The organism is Butyrivibrio sp. CB08 (genome assembly GCF_003625485.1).
Lineage (GTDB): Bacteria > Bacillota > Clostridia > Lachnospirales > Lachnospiraceae > Butyrivibrio.
In genome coordinates this window covers 64,216-82,965 of record NZ_RAIR01000008.1, presented here as the reverse complement: position 1 = coordinate 82,965, position 18,750 = coordinate 64,216, and the positions used below count along the sequence as shown (strand labels likewise).

Annotated in this window: 17 protein-coding genes; all 17 read left to right on the top strand. The window is 42.2% G+C overall.

Going from position 1 to position 18,750, the window contains the following annotated elements; translation table 11 throughout:
* The first annotated feature begins 25 nt into the window (after positions 1-25).
* The 17 genes from D6855_RS16820 (at position 26) to D6855_RS13300 (ending at position 18,750) form a co-directional block, all read left to right on the top strand.
* The gene (locus D6855_RS16820; protein ID WP_199712456.1) at positions 26-196 is read left to right on the top strand and encodes a hypothetical protein; all 171 of its coding nucleotides are present in this window, start codon (positions 26-28) and stop codon (positions 194-196) included.
* Positions 126-2,462 (top strand): YfhO family protein, encoded by a 2,337-nt coding sequence (locus D6855_RS13375; protein ID WP_158589537.1) that lies wholly within the window; start codon positions 126-128, stop codon positions 2,460-2,462. Before D6855_RS16820 ends, D6855_RS13375 begins: the two co-directional genes overlap by 71 nt.
* Before the next feature lie 91 nt (positions 2,463-2,553).
* Positions 2,554-3,825, top strand: coding sequence for a 3-isopropylmalate dehydratase large subunit (gene leuC / locus D6855_RS13370; RefSeq protein WP_120741928.1), 1,272 nt, complete (start codon positions 2,554-2,556; stop codon positions 3,823-3,825).
* A gap of 10 nt (positions 3,826-3,835) precedes the next feature.
* Positions 3,836-4,327, top strand: coding sequence for a 3-isopropylmalate dehydratase small subunit (gene leuD / locus D6855_RS13365; RefSeq protein WP_120741926.1), 492 nt, complete (start codon positions 3,836-3,838; stop codon positions 4,325-4,327).
* A gap of 90 nt (positions 4,328-4,417) precedes the next feature.
* On the top strand, positions 4,418-5,377 hold the full coding sequence (locus tag D6855_RS13360) for a glycosyltransferase family 2 protein (RefSeq protein ID WP_120741924.1): 960 nt from the start codon (positions 4,418-4,420) through the stop codon (positions 5,375-5,377).
* A 20-nt stretch (positions 5,378-5,397) separates the two neighbouring features.
* On the top strand, positions 5,398-6,204 hold the full coding sequence (locus D6855_RS13355; protein WP_120741922.1) for an Mrp/NBP35 family ATP-binding protein: 807 nt from the start codon (positions 5,398-5,400) through the stop codon (positions 6,202-6,204).
* Positions 6,205-6,226: 22 nt separating this feature from the next.
* Positions 6,227-7,585, top strand: a complete 1,359-nt coding sequence (locus D6855_RS13350) for an AI-2E family transporter (RefSeq protein WP_120741920.1) — start codon at positions 6,227-6,229, stop codon at positions 7,583-7,585.
* Between the two features lie 30 nt (positions 7,586-7,615).
* Positions 7,616-8,680: a branched-chain amino acid aminotransferase gene (locus D6855_RS13345; RefSeq protein ID WP_256372326.1), complete on the top strand. Its 1,065-nt coding sequence runs from the start codon at positions 7,616-7,618 to the stop codon at positions 8,678-8,680.
* A 116-nt stretch (positions 8,681-8,796) separates the two neighbouring features.
* Entirely contained in the window at positions 8,797-9,657 is an 861-nt protein-coding gene (locus D6855_RS13340; protein ID WP_120741915.1) for an AraC family transcriptional regulator, read from the top strand.
* Between the two features lie 134 nt (positions 9,658-9,791).
* A complete protein-coding gene (gene rpmF / locus D6855_RS13335; RefSeq protein WP_022773549.1) occupies positions 9,792-9,974 on the top strand; it encodes a 50S ribosomal protein L32 in 183 nt (60 codons plus the stop codon).
* A gap of 124 nt (positions 9,975-10,098) precedes the next feature.
* Complete coding sequence (plsX, locus tag D6855_RS13330) at positions 10,099-11,103, top strand: phosphate acyltransferase PlsX (RefSeq protein WP_120741914.1); 1,005 nt, start codon at positions 10,099-10,101, stop codon at positions 11,101-11,103.
* 42 nt (positions 11,104-11,145) lie between these two features.
* On the top strand, positions 11,146-11,382 hold the full coding sequence (gene acpP, locus D6855_RS13325) for an acyl carrier protein (protein WP_120741912.1): 237 nt from the start codon (positions 11,146-11,148) through the stop codon (positions 11,380-11,382).
* A gap of 51 nt (positions 11,383-11,433) precedes the next feature.
* Complete coding sequence (rnc, locus tag D6855_RS13320; RefSeq protein WP_199712453.1) at positions 11,434-12,129, top strand: ribonuclease III; 696 nt, start codon at positions 11,434-11,436, stop codon at positions 12,127-12,129.
* The gene (smc, locus tag D6855_RS13315; RefSeq protein ID WP_120741910.1) at positions 12,129-15,686 is read left to right on the top strand and encodes a chromosome segregation protein SMC; all 3,558 of its coding nucleotides are present in this window, start codon (positions 12,129-12,131) and stop codon (positions 15,684-15,686) included. Before rnc ends, smc begins: the two co-directional genes overlap by 1 nt.
* Positions 15,686-16,648 (top strand): signal recognition particle-docking protein FtsY, encoded by a 963-nt coding sequence (gene ftsY / locus D6855_RS13310; RefSeq protein WP_120741908.1) that lies wholly within the window; start codon positions 15,686-15,688, stop codon positions 16,646-16,648. The genes smc and ftsY overlap by 1 nt, the downstream gene beginning before the upstream one ends.
* Positions 16,649-17,872, top strand: coding sequence for a threonine ammonia-lyase (gene ilvA / locus D6855_RS13305; protein ID WP_120741906.1), 1,224 nt, complete (start codon positions 16,649-16,651; stop codon positions 17,870-17,872). It abuts the gene before it with no gap.
* Entirely contained in the window at positions 17,872-18,750 is an 879-nt protein-coding gene (locus D6855_RS13300; protein ID WP_120741903.1) for a YitT family protein, read from the top strand. The genes ilvA and D6855_RS13300 overlap by 1 nt, the downstream gene beginning before the upstream one ends.

Here is an 18,750-nt window from a genome sequence, read left to right as displayed (position 1 = left end):
ATTTAGTTTAAAAAGTGGTATAATCATGTTTGAGAAAAGTTTAACGGGTTTGTGTGAGCAGTATGAGAGAGACGGAAAAGAGAGAGCAAAATACAGTAATAGTAATGCTTTTGAGCGGGGTTCTGATGTATATATTGGCGATTACGCCGATATTGGTGTCCAGAGGACTGCCGTTCTTTTATTATGGGGATTATAATGTGCAGCAGATTCCGTTCTATATACTGGCGCACAGAGCGGTCAGGAGCGGAGAGTTTTTCTGGAACTGGAATGTGGATCTGGGTGGATCCATGGCTGGTGATTTCTCGTTTTATCTGTGGGGAAGTCCATTCTTTTGGGTGACAGTTCTTTTTCCTGAAGGGGCGATTCCCTATCTTATGCCGTTTTTGATGGCGCTTAAGTATGGTATAGCGGCAACAACGGCTTATCTGTATATCAGAAGATATGTTAATAAGTATACCTATGCAATGATCGGCGGGTATCTGTATGCGTTTTCCGGGTTTAATGCCTGCAATATAGTGTTCAATCATTTTACGGATTCAGTGTGCTTTTTTCCGCTTTATCTGATTCTGTTTGAGGAACTGATGGAAGAAGAGAGCTTTGCTGATGGCAAGGTTAAGCTTTCTGGTAGAAAGTTTATAAAGTTTGTGGTTATGACGGCGTTTATGTCCATCATTAACTACTATTTCTTCTTTGGTCAGGTTCTATTTCTGGTTATCTATTTTCTGGTTCGATACGTGAAATGCGAGAATATTAAGGAATTTCTGGTAAGGCAGGGAAGGTTTGTACTTGGAATAGCGACAGGTGTTTTACTTGCCGGATTTTTCCTGTTGCCGGCTTTTTATGGAATTCATGGTAATTCCAGGCTCAGTAACGTGCTTACTGGCTATAATATGCTGATATATCCAAGTGGCAAGCTTATCTGGGATATATTTAAGAGCCTTGTTATGCTCCCTGATATTATTGGCAAGGGTACTTTGTTCTATACAACGACTGTTAAGAATGCTTCTCTTGCAACTTACCTTCCAATGTTTGGAATAGCTGGAGTAATTGCTTTCTTTTTGATGAACAGGAAAAAGTGCAGGTGGGAGAAGACACTTACTATTATCTTTCTTGTGACTGCGCTTATACCGGTTCTTAATTCTTCATATTCGCTTTTTAACAATTCATATTATGCAAGGTGGTTCTATATACCGGTTCTTATCATGAGCCTTGAGACGGTACAGGTAGCTGAAAGGGGCAGAACTGATCAGCTAAAAAAAGGCGCGGCTTTAGAAGTTCTCTTTTTCTTATTCTTTTCGCTCTTATACCTGCTGCCTTCCACAGATGAAAACGGAGAGATAGAGTTCTTTAACATGACGGAGAACTCCTCGATTTTCCTAAGGGACGTTCTTTTTACCGGTATTCTGGTGATATTCCTTATTGTGGCAGTATTTCTTTTGCCCAAGAAGAGATACATAAGAGATGCCATAGTGCTGGGGCTTGTGATAGTATCCTGCGTTATAGCAACCTATGTCCCTGTCATGAATGGCAGCTCCATCATAAGTGACACGGGAAAAGAGATGTGGCAGGAGCAGATGCTCTTTAACAAGGTGGAGGTTGACCAGAGTCAGTTCCTGAGAGGAGAGGTGGATTCGACATCCACCAACTATGATATGGTCTGGGGGATACCTTCTATCCACTGCTTTTTAAGTACTGTTCCTTCTGAAGTCTTTGACTTCCTTGAGGGATCAGCAGGGATAACTAGGACAGTTGAGACCAATATTCCTGTAGAAAGAGCTGGAATAAGGGCTATCCTGTCTGCTAAGTACTACTTTGAAAATGCTGTAATCAGCAAAAACAGGGTGTATTTCAATGACGAAGGTACTGACGGCTATGTTTATGTTGATACCCAGGATGGCTTTGATATCTTTGAGAACACCAACTATATCCCTATGGGATTTACCTACGATAATTTCATAACAGAGTCGGAATGGGAGGACCTTGAGGCTAAGGAGCAGGATCTTGATCTTGCAAGGGTATTGATATTATCTGATGAGGATGCAATAAAGCTTACGGGTAAGCTTGATATGAAGGAGCTTACTGCAGAGCAGCTCACAGAGAATCCAATTAACTACTACGAGTTTACACTTGCCTGCAAGGACAGAGCTAAGACTTCCTGCGAAAGTTTTGAAACTGATACTTATGGATTTAGCGCTGTTACCAGTAATATTGAAGGAGACAGACTTCTCTTTTTCTCAGTTCCAAATACTGAAGGGTTCAGTTGCCAGGTAGATGGAGTGAAAACACCTATATACACAGCTGATTACGGCCTTATGGCGATCCCTGTCTCTGAAGGAGTGCATAATATCAGGGTTACATACACCCCTGAGGGCAGAGTTTCCGGTATTGTCTGCTCTATTGCAGCACTGGCAATCATAGGCGCCTATGTGGTAATGTTAAAAAAGGTCAAGAAAAACGATTAAATTTGTTATGTTGTTTGATGCATTGATGGATGTTATATTTACTATTATCTGATTGATAATAATTAAGAAATGGGTAAGGAGATAAGACGGTATGAGTGGAATGACCATGAGCCAGAAGATTCTTGCTAAGCATGCAGGCCTTTCACATGTAGAAGCAGGACAGCTTATTGAGGCGGAGCTTGACCTTGTTCTTGGCAACGACATCACAAGCCCTGTTGCCATCGGCGAGATGAAGAAGTTTACAAAAGGCGGAGTTTTTGATAAGGATAAGATCGCGCTAGTTCCTGATCACTTTGTTCCTAACAAGGACATCAAGTCAGCAGAGAATTGCAAGTGCGTTCGCGAGTTCGCTATTAAGAATAAGATCACTAACTATTTTGAAGTTGGACAGATGGGTATTGAGCACGCTCTTTTACCAGAAAAAGGACTTACAGTTCCTGGAGACCTTATAATCGGAGCTGATTCTCATACCTGTACATATGGAGCTCTTGGAGCTTTTTCAACAGGTATCGGCTCAACTGATATGGCTGCTGGAATGGCAACTGGTAAGGCCTGGTTTAAGGTTCCTTCTGCGATTAAGTTCAACATCGTTGGAACTCCTTCAAAGTGGGTAAGCGGAAAAGACGTTATCCTTCACATCATCGGAATGATCGGTGTTGACGGAGCGCTTTATAAATCAATGGAGTTTGTGGGAGAGGGCATCAAAAACCTCACCATGGACGACAGATTTACTATTGCCAACATGGCTATCGAAGCCGGTGGTAAGAACGGAATCTTCCCTGTAGATGACATCGCTATTGAGTATCTTAAGGAGCATGCTCCCGGAAAGAGCTACGATGTATTTGAGGCAGATGCTGATGCTGAGTATGACGCTGAGTACACGATCGATCTTAGCACTCTTAAGTCAACTGTTGCATTTCCTCATCTTCCTGAGAATGCTCATACCTTTGATAATATCGATGAGATCAAGGTTGACCAGGTCGTAATCGGTTCCTGTACAAATGGACGTATCGATGACCTTAGATGCGCTGCAAAGGTTCTTGAAGGCAGACATATCGCTGAAGGCATGAGATGCATCATTATTCCTGCAACTCAGAAGATATACCTTCAGGCTATGGAAGAGGGACTGCTTCGCACCTTTATTGAGGCTGGAGCTATTGTATCTACTCCTACCTGCGGCCCATGTCTTGGCGGATATATGGGAGTTCTTGCTTCTGGTGAGAAGTGCGTATCCACCACAAACAGGAACTTTGTTGGCAGAATGGGCGCCATAGACTCTGAGATTTACCTGGCTTCACCTGCAGTAGCAGCAGCCAGCGCAGTTACAGGAAAATTGTCACAGCCATCAGAGCTTGGACTTTAAGGAGGAAGATATGAAAGCTGCTAAGGGAACAGTTTTTAGATATGGAGACAACGTAGATACAGATGTTATTATTCCTGCAAGATACTTAAACAGTACAGATCCTAAGGATCTTGCTGCTCACTGCATGGAGGACATCGACAAGGAGTTTGTAAACAAGGTGCAGGCTGGAGATATCATTGTTGCGGACAAGAACTTTGGCTGCGGATCATCAAGAGAGCATGCGCCAATAGCCATAAAGGCTGCAGGAGTTTCCTGCGTAATTGCCAAGAGCTTTGCCAGGATCTTTTACAGAAACAGCATAAACATTGGACTCCCCATCATCGAGTGTGAGGATGCTCCTGACAACATAAGTGCTGGAGATGTGGTTTCAATCGATTTTGATACAGGTGTCATCACAGATGAGACTACTGGCAAAACCTTTAAGGGGCAGGCTTTCCCTCCATTCATGCAGAAGATAATCGATTCAGAGGGACTTGTTAATTACATCAATTCAAAAGAGTGAGAAATTCTTGACGCCACGGCTTTCTAGCTGTGGCGTTATTTATGCAAATGTATTATTATAATAAGGTATGTAATTTGATTGGAGGATTGTATGGGAAGGCTATTCTGTGTAATACCCTGTTACAATGAACAGGAGGTTCTGCCTGAAACTTCAACTCGCATTCGCGAAAAGTTAAGAGACCTTATTTCAAAAAATAAAATAGATGCAGACAGCAGGATTGTCTTTGTTAATGATGGTTCCAAGGATTCTACATGGGACATTATTTCTGATCTTCATTATCAGGATCCTATATTCCAGGGCATCAATCTTTCCAGGAACATGGGACATCAGAATGCGCTCCTTGCAGGCCTTATGACTGTTAAGGACTTTTGTGACTGCGCAATTTCCCTTGATGCTGACCTTCAGGACGATATCGATGCCATTGAGGCTATGATCGACAAGTTCAACGAGGGAGTCGATGTGGTTTATGGCGTCAGATCCAAGAGGGCTAAAGATACTTTTTTCAAAAGAGCTACTGCTGAAGGCTTTTATAAGATGATGAATGGCCTTGGTGCCAACACTGTTTATAATCACGCTGATTACAGACTTATGAGCAGACGTGCTCTCCTTGGACTTGCTGAGTTTGGAGAAGTTAATCTCTTCCTTAGGGGAATTGTTCCTATGGTAGGCTTTAAGAGTGATGTGGTCTACTACGAGAGAGCAGAGAGATTTGCAGGAGAGAGCAAGTATCCTCTTAAGAAGATGCTTGCATTTGCTGTAGAAGGCGTCACAAGTCTTTCAACAAAGCCAATTAAGCTCATTACTGGACTTGGTATTTTTATCTTCCTTGTGAGCATTGCGGTTTTCATTTATTCTATCGTTCGCTATTTCCAGAATCAGACAGTTCCTGGCTGGACTACAACGGTTCTTTCAGTCTGGTTTATCGGGGGACTTATGATGATATCCCTTGGTGTGATAGGCGAATATATTGGCAAGATTTATCTTGAGACCAAGAACAGGCCAAGATTTATCATAGAATCATATCTTGATGATTCAGAGATTAAGAAGTAAAGGTAGGTAGTATTTATAAAATGGCTAAGAAACCAGAAGATTTCAAAAAAGAGATGGAAGACAATATGAGAGCTAAGCTCTCTGAATATAGTCACGTCAAAAAGGTTATCGGAGTTGTAAGTGGTAAGGGAGGAGTTGGCAAGAGCCTTGTAACAGGTCTTTCAGCTATCTCCATGAGCAGAAAGGGCCACCAGGTGGCTATTATGGACGCAGATATCACTGGCCCGTCAATTCCCAAGATGTTTGGTATTGGAAAAGAGAATTTCGCAGACGAAACTGGACTTCTTCCTGCTGTAACAAGAGGCGGAATGAAGATAATGTCCCTTAACATGCTCATGGACAACGAAACAGATCCTGTTATCTGGAGAGGTCCTGTAATTGCAGGTATTGTTAAGCAGTTCTGGACAGATGTAAACTGGGGCGATGTGGACTATATGTTCGTAGATATGCCTCCTGGAACAGGTGATGTTCCTCTTACAGTATTCCAGTCACTTCCTGTTGACGGGATCATTGTAGTTGCTACACCTCAGGAGCTTGTTGGAATGATCGTTGAGAAGGCTATCAATATGGCCAAAATGATGAACATTCCGGTTCTTGGTCTTGTAGAGAATATGAGCTATATGACATGCCCTCACTGCGGAGAACCTATTTACATGTTTGGAGAGAGCAAGATTGATTCCTATGCAGCATCTCTTGGACTTAGTGTTCTTGGCAAGATTCCTATGAATCCTGATTTTGCAGCAAAGTGCGACGCCGGGCTTGCTGAAGATATTGAATTTGAAGGCCTTGAAAGCCTTGTTTCAGTTTTAGATGGTATGAAGGAATAATTTTTTAATTGGAGCTTAAGCTATGAAGATGAAACCTGAGAAAAACCAGATTACCTGGGGAGTAACACTGTTTTTGGTGGTGGTAGCATCACTTCTTGTCTATTACTTCCTGTTCCATGGCAATATCATCGTGGATTTCTTTGAAAAGATCATTGACTCTGTCTCTGGTATTATTCTTGGCGTGATCATAGCTTATATACTTATTCCTCTGCAGGATACCATTGAGGAGAAATTCTTAAAGCCTATCTATAAAAAGAGGGGCTATGATATCTCTTTTGCTGAGAATGCAAATTGGAAAAAGAGAAGACAGATGAGGGCTTTCGCAGTTCTTTTCACCATGCTGATCTTCATATTTATATTGTACCTGCTCTTTAGCTCTATTATTCCTCAGCTCATCAGCAGTATCAGAGAGATCATCAACAACCTTCCTATATATATCAAGAATGTTGATGATTATTCCAACCTGCTCCTTGAGAACAATCCAGATCTCAACGCATTTATTGATTCTCAGCTGACTCAGTATTATGCGACTTTATCAAGCTTTATTACCCAGAATATCAAGCCTTATATACCTGAGGTTGGTACCATTGTTAAGTATGCCTCTAAGAGTGTGTTCTCTGTCATTGGAGTAATATTTGATTTCGTAGTCGGCTTTATTGTTGCTATTTATGTCCTTAACTCCAAGGAGAGATTCACAACAAGAGGCAAGAAGATGGCTTATGCTTTCTTTAAGGAAGACTTTGCCAACGAGCTGGTGGGCGGATTTAGATTTGTCCACAACACCTTTGAGGGATTTATCGGTGGTAAGCTTATTGATTCTATAATAATCGGAGTTATCTGCTATTTTGGATGTCTCATCCTTGGCATCAATTATCCGGTGCTGATCTCAGTTATAGTTGGTGTCACCAATATCATTCCTTTCTTTGGCCCATACATTGGTGGAATAGCAGGAGCCCTTTTACTTGTGCTGATTGAACCCATACAGGCCCTTATTTTCCTGATATTTGTCATACTTCTTCAGCAGTTTGACGGCAATATCCTTGGTCCAAGGATCCTTGGTGGTTCAACAGGCCTTTCAAGTTTTTGGGTTATCTTTTCGATCACCTTCTTTGGTGGCCTTTGGGGCATTGTTGGATGGCTTATCGGAGTTCCTGTATTTGCGGTATTTTATGCCCTTGTATCAAGAGTGACCAATCATTACCTGCGGCAGAAAGAACTGTCTGAATTTACAGGTGATTACTACGATCTGGCTTATATAGAAGACAAAGAATACAAGCTTCTTAGCGACAAGTCCAATACCAAGTTCAATGCGGTGAAAAAAGCATCCACATTTAAAAGGATATTTAGTGGTAATAATAAGCTTGACGCGAAGAAAAAATGAATTATAATTGTTACTAATTAGTGCTTTGAAGTGCTAAAGTACAGGAAGGGGACTGATACAGATATGGCTAAGAAGAATTTAGATTGGGCTAACATTGGTTTTGCTTACCATGTAGCTGACAAGAGATATGTATCCAATTTCAAGGATGGGAAGTGGGATGACGGCGTCATTACAGAGGATGCCAAGGTTGTACTTAGCGAAGATGCAGGTGTTCTTCACTACGCACAGGAGTGTTTCGAAGGTCTTAAGGCCTATGAGACAGAGGATGGCAAGATCGTAACCTTCAGACCTGACCTCAACGCTCAGAGAATGGTTGATTCAGCTAAGCGTCTTGAGATGCCAGCATTCCCTGAAGATAGATTTATCAAGGCAGTAGAAGAGGTTGTAGCTGCTAATAAGGACTGGGTTCCACCATACGGAAGCGGTGCAACTTTATATATCAGACCTGTTATGTTTGCAACAGGCAATGTAATTGGTGTTAAGCCAGCTGATGAGTATCAGTTCAGAATTTTCGTAACACCTGTTGGACCATACTTTAAGGGTGGTGCTAAGCCTATCACAGTTAAGATCAGTGATTTCGACAGAGCAGCACCTCACGGAACAGGTAATATCAAGGCAGGACTTAACTACGCAATGAGCCTTCATGCAATTGTTACTGCTCATGAAGAGGGATTTGCTGAGAATGTCTATCTTGATGCTGAGTCAAGAACTTACATCGAGGAGACTGGTGGAGCTAACATCATCTTTGTAACCAAGGATGGCGGACTTGTAGTTCCTAAGTCACACACAGATTCAATCCTTCCTTCTATTACAAGAAGATCTATTGTCTATGTGGCTAAAGAGATCCTTGGCCTTAATGTAGAGGAGAGACCAGTTAAGCTTTCTGAGGTTCCTGAGTTCGTTGAGATGGGTCTTTGTGGAACAGCTGCTGTTATCAGTCCTGTTGGCAAGATCAATGACCACGGAAAAGAGATCGTCTTCAAGGATGGCTGCGAGGAAATGGGACCTGTTATCAAGAAGCTCTATGATACTCTTACGGGTATTCAGATGGGTACAGTTGAGGCTCCAGAAGGATGGATCCACGAGATCAAATAATAATAACGCATTTTTGCCGGGTGGAGATTTCTCCATCCGGCTTTTGTAATTTTGGGCCAAGTTTGGTATAGTGTATGGGCAGTTGTTTTTTGTTTTGATTTATACAGGAGATTGTTTTGAAAGAGCTTAATTCTTGTAAGGAAGCCATGGCGCAGAGCATTGAGAATAAGTATTTCTCTGTAGCACATCTATATAAGGATGAGAAGGCTATGGAGATGCACATTCATGACTGCTATGAGGTGTATTTCTCAATTTCTGGCGGCAAACAGTTCCTTATTGATAATCAGGTATATGATATTCAGCCGGGAGATCTTTTCCTTATTAATCAGTATGACTCTCATTACCTTACTCAGATTGACAAGGAGCTTCATGAGAGGATCGTTATCATGATCGATCCTGATTATATGAAGAGTATTTCCACACAGGAGACTAACCTGGATGCCTGCTTTTCAAACAGGCCAGAAGGGTTTACTCATAAGATAAGCCTTAGTCAGGATCAGCAGAGCCGTTTCCTCTACTTTGTAAATAAGATCGTAACCAGCAATGGATATGGCCATGATCTTCTTGAAAGAGCTACATTTACAGAGCTTTTTGTAATGATCAACAAGCTCCTTAAGGACAAAGAGGACAAGAAGGGCAATGAGCAGACTGCCACATATAACGAGCAGGTTGATGCCATTCTTTCTTATCTTAATAACAATATCCAGTATCCTATCAGTATAGGGGATCTTTCCAAACAGTTTTTTATCAGTGAGTCCTATATCTGCAGGATATTTAAGTCAGCAACTGGAACAACCATCAATAAGTACATGACGGCCAGACGAATTTCCATAGCAAAATCTCTTTTGGCTGAGGGCATTGGAGTAAGTGAAGTGTGCGAAAAATGTGGATTTTCTGACTACAGCAACTTCCTTAAGGCCTTTACTAAATCTGTGGGTATTTCACCTAAAAAGTACTCTCAGAACTGCAATAGATGATGATATATAAAAATAATTGTTGACAAATGGTATACTGGCATATAAAATAGCTTAGTACGCTAATGATTAAACGTAATTGATTGCCGTCACTGCGGCAGTTCCATATACGGATACAGTAAGGAGGTGTTACTGAAATGTCAATCTGCCCAAAGAATAAGTCATCAAAAGGACACAGAGATCAGAGAAGAGCTAACTGGAAAATGACAGCTCCTACTTTGGTTAAATGTAGTCACTGTGGAGCTCTTATGCAGCCACATTGCGCTTGCAAGAAGTGCGGTTACTACAACAAGAAGAGCATTGTTGAAGTTGAGGCATAATTTTAGTAAACCCAATATTTTACAAGAGCTTAAAGGCTTTCTGGCATATGTCAGAAAGCCTTGATTTTTGTGTGTTCATTTAGTACACTAGATTTTGTTCAAATTAAAAATATGGAGACTAAACATGGCTGAAATTGTAAGAGTTGCAGTTGATGCAATGGGTGGTGACAACGCTCCTTACGTTACAGTTAAGGGTGCAGTTGATGCCATCAAGGAATCAGACAATCTCAAGGTCTTTCTGGTAGGTCAGAAAGCTAAGGTTGAGGCTGAGCTTTCCAAATACCAATTCGATAGTAACAAGATAGAGGTTGTTGATGCTACAGAAGTCATTGAGATGGCAGAGCCACCAGTAATGGCTATCCGTAAAAAGAAAGATTCCTCTATTGTTAAGGCCATGTATATGGTCAACCACGGAGAAGCTGATGCTTATGTTTCAGCTGGATCAACTGGAGCTACACTGGTAGGTGGCCAGGTTATCGTAGGAAGACTTAAGGGTGTAGACAGAGCACCTCTTGCTCCACTTATCCCAACTGAGAAGGGAAGCTCACTCCTTATTGACTGCGGAGCCAATGTGGATGCCAGAGCCAATCACCTTGTACAGTTTGCCAAGATGGGAACCGTATATATGGAGAACATCATGGGCATCAAGAATCCTACAGTTGGTATCGTTAACATCGGCGCTGAGGAGGAGAAGGGTAACGCTCTTGTAAAAGAGACATTCCCACTTCTTAAGAACTGTCCTGATATAAACTTTATCGGAAGTATTGAGGCAAGAGATATCCCGGCTGGATATGCTGATATTATTGTTTGTGAGGCCTTTACAGGTAATGTTATCCTCAAGATGTATGAGGGCGTTGCCAAGTCACTTATGCATGTTATCAAGAAGAGCCTTCTTAGCAGCTTCAAGACCAAGATTGGTGCGCTTCTTATCAAGAAGGATCTTAAGAAGACACTTTCAAATTACAGCATGGATCAGTATGGTGGAGCTCCAATGCTGGGACTTAAGGGACTTGTAGTCAAGACCCATGGAAGCGCCAGTGATATTGAGGTTAAAAACTCAATTCTGCAGTGTGTGACCTTTACAGAACAGAGAATAAGTGAGAAGATTAGCGCAAAGATTTCAGAGTAAACAAGCGCTGATAATATATTTTTAAAAGATCGGAGACATAATATGGAATTTGAGAAGATGAAAGAAGTTATTGCTAATGTACTCAACGTTGATCCTGAGGAGATCAAGCTTGAGACTACATTTACAGAAGATCTCGGTGCAGATTCACTTGACCTTTTCCAGATTATCATGGGACTTGAGGATGAGTTTGATGTTCAGATCGATCCTGAGCAGACTGAGAATATCACAACAGTTGGTGAGGCTGTTGAGCTTTTGAAAAATGCTATCTCAAATAAATAATTAAATGTGAGGCAGCGTGAAGCTGCCTCTAATTTTATTTTTGGAGTTTTTATGTTAAAAGAAACAGATATTGCTAAATTTGAGAAGCTTATTGGATATACCTTTAGAGATAAAGCTCTCATCACACAGGCGTTTACCCACAGCTCTTTTGTCAACGAACAAAAGATCAATAAAAAGCCTGATTATGAGAGACTGGAGTTCTTGGGGGACGCCATTTTAGAGATGATCTCAAGCGCTTACCTCTTCAGGTCTTTCCCTGACAAGAAAGAGGGAGAGATGTCCAAAATGAGAGCTTCTTTAGTATGCGAGGGTGCTCTTGCTTATGACGCAGCTGCCCTTGGCATTAAGGACTACATCCAGCTTGGCAAGGGAGAGGAGTCAACTGGAGGCAGGAATAAGGAATCAATAATAGCCGACGTTATGGAGGCTGTAATTGGTGCGCTGTTTTTGGACGGCGGTATTGAGGAGTCCAAGAGGTTTATTGACGCTTATATCCTTTCAAATATAGAGGCGGTCCAGATGTTTGTGGACAGTAAGTCTATTTTACAGGAGATAGCTCAGGGAGAGAATCTTGGCGAAGTAAGGTATGAAATAACTGGCGAAAGTGGACCTGAACATGATAAAATATTTGAGGTTCGCGTTTTCGTTGGAGATGATAATTTGGGAGAGGGGACAGGAAAGACCAAAAAGGCCGCTGAACAACAGGCAGCTTACAAGGCCATTCTTGTATTAAAAAATAAGCAGTAATGTATTTAAAAAGTATCGAGATCCATGGCTTTAAATCTTTTGCCAATAAGATAAAGTTTGATTTTCATAATGGTATAACTGGCATCGTAGGACCTAACGGCTCAGGTAAGAGTAATGTTGCTGACGCCGTGAGATGGGTTCTTGGTGAGCAGCGTATTAAGCAGCTGCGTGGCGGAGCCATGACAGATGTAATCTTTTCGGGAACAGAGCTTCGTAAGCCCCTGGGCTATGCTTTTGTTGCCATCACTTTGGACAATTCCGATCATTCCCTTGCGATTGATTATGATGAAGTAACTGTAAGTAGGCGCCTTTACCGTTCTGGAGAGAGTGAGTACATGATCAACGGCTCAACCTGCAGACTTAAGGACGTCAATGAACTGTTTATGGATACAGGTATCGGTAAGGAAGGCTATTCCATAATCGGACAGGGCCAGATTGACCAGATCCTTTCAAGTAAGCCTGAGGACAGACGAAACCTCTTTGATGAGGCTGCTGGTATCGTTAAGTTCAAGGCAAGAAAAGAAACTGCTCTTAAAAAGCTTGAGGAGGAGAAGCTCAACCTCACAAGACTTTCTGATATCTTGTCTGAGCTTGAAAAACAGATCGGACCTTTGGAGAAACAGTCTGAGGTTGCCAAGGAATACCTCAAGTACAAAGAGAGACTTAAGACTCTTGATGTAAACATGTTCCTTGTTGAAAACAAGCATCAGAAGGAACAGTTTGAAGAGGCCAGCAAGAACTTTGATATCGCTTCAGAAGCTCTTGAAGAGGCCAAGGTTCAGTATGACAAGACCAAGGAAGAATATGAGAACATCCAGAAGCTGATCGAAGAGATCGACAAAGAGATTGAAGAGATCAGAACCAAGATCACCAATTCTTCTGTTACAAAAGAGAAATTAGAGGGACAGATCGGAATCCTTAATGAGAAGATCAAATCTGCCTCTGATAATGATGCTCACTTCAGAAAAAGAGAAAAGGACGAGCAGGAAAAGCTCGATGCCAGAAACAAGGAAAAGGACAAATACCTTGAAGAGAAGGAGCAAATAGATAAGGAAGCTAAGGCTCTTTCAGCAGACAGAAATGAAGCAAGAAAAGAGCTGGATAAGGTTCTTTCCCAGATAGAAGATATCAACAATGAGATCGAGGAGTGCAAGAGCACTATCATCAAGACTCTTGAGACAAGGGCTAACATCAAGTCAAAGCTCTCATCCCTCGATACCATGAAGGAGCAGGTCAACATCAGAAAGGCTGAGCTTACAAGTAAGCTCGTAAGGGCCAGATCTGATGAGTCCAAGCAGGAAGAGACTCTTAAAAAGCTCCGCGATGAGTTCGACAGCATCACAGCTGAGATCTCAACAATGAACAAGAAACAAAAAGAGACAGATGCTGAGATTGTCAGCATCAGAGAAAACATGTCTCTTAAGGATACAGAGCTTCGTAAGACTCAGGAGCTTTACCAGCAGGAGAAGTCAAGACTTGAAGCTCTTGCTAACCTTACTGAGAGATACGAAGGCTACGGCGGATCAGTTAAGAAGGTCATGGAGAGGAAGGATGACACCAAGGGTATTATTGGTGTTGTTGCCGATATCATCAAGACTGAGCCCAAGTACGAAACAGCCATTGAGGTTGCTCTTGGCGGTAACATTCAGAACATTGTTACTGACAACGAAGAGACAGCCAAGAAGATGATCAAATACCTTAAGGATACCAAGGCAGGAAGAGCTACATTCCTTCCACTTACATCCCTTGACAATCCTCCGGAACTTAAGGCCAAGGAAGCTTTGGAAGAGCCTGGAGTTCTTGGCATGGCTGATGAACTTGTAAACACTGATCCCAAGTACAAGAGTGTTGCCAAGGCTATGCTTGGCAGGATCGTTGCTGTAGATAACGTAGATAATGCAGTTAAGATCGCCCGCAAGTACAACTATACAGTCCGTATGGTCACATTAGAGGGTGAGCTTCTTGTTCCAGGTGGTGCCATCAGTGGTGGTGCGTTCAAGAACAACTCCAATCTTCTTGGTAGAAGACGAGAGATGGAGGACCTTGAAAAGAACGTCAAGAAGTATAAAGACAGGGCCGAGGAGATCCAGAAGGAGATTGAAGACTCCAAGGCTAAGAGAAATGAACTTAGGTCTCTTGCTGAGGAGCTTAGGACTTCACTTCAGGATAAGTTCATCGCTCAGAATACAGCCCGTATCAATGTAGAGAACGAGGAAAACCGTCAGAAGGAGCAGAAGGGCAATTACTCTGACCTCAAGACTGAAAATGATGAGATCGAGAAGAGACTTTCCGAGATCAATCTGGAGAAGGAAGAAGCTCTTTCTCAGCTTGCAGAATCAGAAACTACCGAAAAAGAGTGCTCTGAGAAGGTGACCAAATTCCAGGGACAGCTCGAGGAACTCCATACTGTTGAGGAGCGTGAAAACGAGAATGTTGCCAAGTGGGATATCCAGTATGAGAAGATTGCCCAGAAGCAGGAATTTGCCCAGGCCAACATTGACCGTGTTGACAGCGAGATTGAAACTGAAGAGGCAGCTCTTTTAGAGATCCAGGAGACTCTTAAGAAAAACGAAGAGACTCTGGCTCAGAGCAAGAAGGATATCGAGGAGATAAGGCTTACAATCGAGGCTTCCGCAGATGTTCACTCTGAGGCTTCCAAGCAGCTGGATGAAAAGAAAGAAAAGAAGAACGAACTTACTGTTTCACAGAAGGAGTTCTTTAATAAGACAGAAGAGCTTAATAAGCACATGTCTGATCTGGATAAAGAAGTAATTAGACTTTCTGGAAGAAAAGAGAGATGTCAGGAAGCTATTGAAGCTCAGATCAACTACATGTGGAATGAATATGAGATCACTTTGACGGATGCGGCTGGCATGAGGGATGAAGAAATGACTGATATCCCTGCCATGAAGAAAGAGACAAGCTCCCTTAAGGATTCAATTAAGAAGCTTGGTGATGTAAACGTCAACGCCATTGAGGACTACAAGAACCTCATGGAGAGATATACATTCATGAAGACTCAGCATGATGACCTCATTACTGCTGAGCAGCAGCTCAAAGAGATAATCAAGGACCTTGATGAATCCATGCGTAAGCAGTTCGTTGAGCAGTTTGCAAGGATTAACGTGGAGTTCGACAAGGTATTTAAAGAGATGTTTGGCGGTGGTAAGGGTACACTTGAACTATCAGAGGATGAGGATGTCCTTGAGGCAGGTATCAAGATAAATGCTCAGCCACCAGGAAAGAAGCTCGTTAACATGATGCAGATGTCCGGTGGTGAAAAGGCTCTCACTGCGATAGCTCTTTTGTTCGCTATCCAGAACCTTAAGCCATCTCCATTCTGTCTGCTTGATGAGATCGAGGCTGCCCTTGATGAAAACAACGTTGTAAGGTTTGCCAAGTACCTACACAAACTTAAGAACACTCAGTTCATAGTTATTACACATCGTAGAGGTACAATGGAAAGTGCAGACAGACTTTACGGTATTACAATGCAGGAGAAGGGAGTATCTACTCTTGTAAGTGTCAACCTTATTGATAAGGAGCTCACCAACTAATGGCAATGAACTTTTTTAAGAAACTTCAGAATGGACTTGCTAAAACCAGAGATACTCTTTTATGGAACCTCGATAATGTCATCTACGAGAGTGCCATAATTGACGAGGATTTCTATGAGGAACTTGAGGAAGTTCTGATCATGGGTGACATAGGAGTTAATGCCACCAGCAGGATTATGGACGACCTTAGGGCTGAGGTTAAAAAACAGAGCCTCGTTGCTCCATCCCAGTGCAGAAACCTTCTTGTTGAAACCATCAGGAAGCAGATGGAGACAGGGGAGAACGCCTATGACTTTGAGGAGAAAAAGACAGTAGTCTTTATTATAGGCGTAAATGGCGTAGGTAAGACCACATCTGTTGGAAAGCTTGCAGCTAACTTTAAAAACAAAGGCAAAAAAGTCATCATCGCAGCAGCAGATACCTACAGAGCTGCAGCTACAGAGCAGCTTGAGGAATGGGCTAAGAGAGCTGACTGCCCAATTATTACAGGCAGAGAAGGCGGAGACCCTGCAAGCGTTATCTATGATGCTGCTTCAGCCTTCAAGGCAAGGGACTGCGATATTCTGATAGTTGATACAGCCGGAAGACTTCACAATAAGAAAAACCTCATGGAAGAGCTTGCCAAGATGAACAGGATCATCGATAAAGAGCTTCCTGGAATCTACAGGGAAAATCTTATTGTACTTGACGGAACTACAGGTCAGAATGCCATCATGCAGGCAAGAGAATTTGGCGAGGCTGCGGATCTTACTGGAATCATCTTAACCAAGCTTGATGGAACCTCCAAGGGAGGAATTGCAGTAGCAATTGTATCTGAGCTTAATATTCCGGTTAAATATATTGGAGTTGGGGAAGGAATTGACGACCTTGAAAGGTTTAATTCTGACGACTTTGTAAATGCATTATTTCAGGTAAATAAAGAAAATACAGAAGAATCTGCAGATGATCAGGGAGAAAAGTAAATGGAACAGGAAAAGATGACACTTGCTAAATTTGAAGAAGCTTACGAAGACGTTAAGAAGGTAACCCTTGATACCAAGCTCATTTACAGTGATTACTGGAGTGGTGCTACAGGTAATAAGGTTTATCTTAAGCCTGAGAATCTTCAGAGAACCGGAGCATACAAGGTTCGTGGTGCATACTACAAGATCACCACAATGTCTGACGAGGAGAGAAAGAAGGGACTTATCACAGCATCAGCTGGTAACCATGCCCAGGGCGTTGCTTACGCTGCCAAGCAGTATGGTGTTAAGGCAACGATCTGCATGCCTACTTCAACACCTCTTATCAAGGTAAACAGGACCAAGGCCCTTGGAGCTGAAGTTGTTCTTCATGGTAACGTATATGATGAGGCCTATGAAAAGGCTTTAGAGCTTGCCAAGGAAAATGGCTATACTCTGGTACATCCTTTCGATGATCTTGACGTGGCAACAGGTCAGGGCACAATAGCAATGGAGATCATCAAAGAGCTTCCTACAGTGGACATCATTCTTGTACCAATTGGTGGTGGCGGACTAGCTACAGGTGTATCAACACTGGCCAAGCTCCTTAATCCCAAGATCAAAGTAATTGGCGTTGAGCCAGCAGGAGCAAACTGCATGCAGGAGTCCTTTAAGGCTGGTCATGTAGTTACATTAAATACAGTAAACACCATCGCTGATGGTACAGCTGTTAAGACTCCTGGTGAGCACATCTTCCCATATATTCAGAAAAACCTCGACGATATCATCACAGTTCCTGATGAGGACCTTGTAGTATCATTCCTTGATATGGTCGAGAACCACAAGATGGTAGTTGAAAACTCAGGTCTTTTATCTGTAGCTGCTCTTAAACAGCTTAACGTAAAAGATAAAAAGATCGCCTGCGTTCTTTCCGGCGGTAACATGGATATTATCACCATGAGCTCCGTGGTTCAGCAGGGTCTTATAATGAGAGACCGTATATTCACAGTTTCAGTTCTTTTACCTGATAAGCCAGGTGAGCTTTCAAGAGTATCTGGTATAATAGCAGATGTAAAGGGCAACGTTATCAAGCTCGAGCACAACCAGTTTGTTTCTATCAACAGAAGCGCTGCAGTTGAGCTTCGTATCACACTTGAGGCCTTTGGAACTGAGCACAAAGAGCAGATCATGAGCGCTCTTAATGAGAACGGATATAAACCAAGAATTGTAAGGACTAATATTTAATGAATTCCAAAAAATTAATAGGCAGAAAGAGGATACGTGAGTATCTGATTATAACTTTTGCATCCATGCTCTACGGCGTAGGAACAAGTTTACTTATTGATCCAAATAACTTAGCGCCAGGTGGTATGACCGGACTTGCGATTGTTTTAAACAGGCTTGTGGGGATTGGAACAGGTATGTGGTTTTTGCTCCTTAATATCCCGATCCTTCTGGTGGCTATTTGGAAATTTGGAATCAGATTTACCATATCTACAATATATGCAACATCGATGATCTCAGTGTTTACGGATCTTTGTACCAAGTTCTTTGGACAGTACGTGATCCACGACATGATCCTCGCTGTTACATTTGGTTCAGCCATGACTGCTGTTGCTATCGGACTTATTTTCAAATGTCACGCAACAAGCGGTGGTACTGATGTTATAATTAAACTGTTAAGACTAAGGTATCCGCATATCAAGACAGGTGTTTTATACATCATGACTGATATGATCGTACTTATCATTGCAGCTATCGTCTTTAACGACCTGGCTGCAGCAATGTATTCTTTCCTTTCTGTTATGGTAGTAAGCTTTGTTGTGGACTTTGTTCTCTACGGTAGAGACGGAGCCAAGCTTATCTATATCATTTCAGACAGACCTGAGATCATTACAGCAAGACTTCTCACTGAGCTGGATATTGGTGTAACCCACGTATTTGGTAAGGGCGCATACAGCGGAGAAGAAAAGAAAGTAATCATGTGTGCCATTAAAAAGAGATTGTCTCCCCTTGCAGAGGATATTGTAAGAGAAGAGGATCCTAACGCATTTATGATAGTTTCAAGTGCAAGCGAGATTTTTGGTGAAGGCTATAAGAGTTATTTTGACGAGAGAATGTGA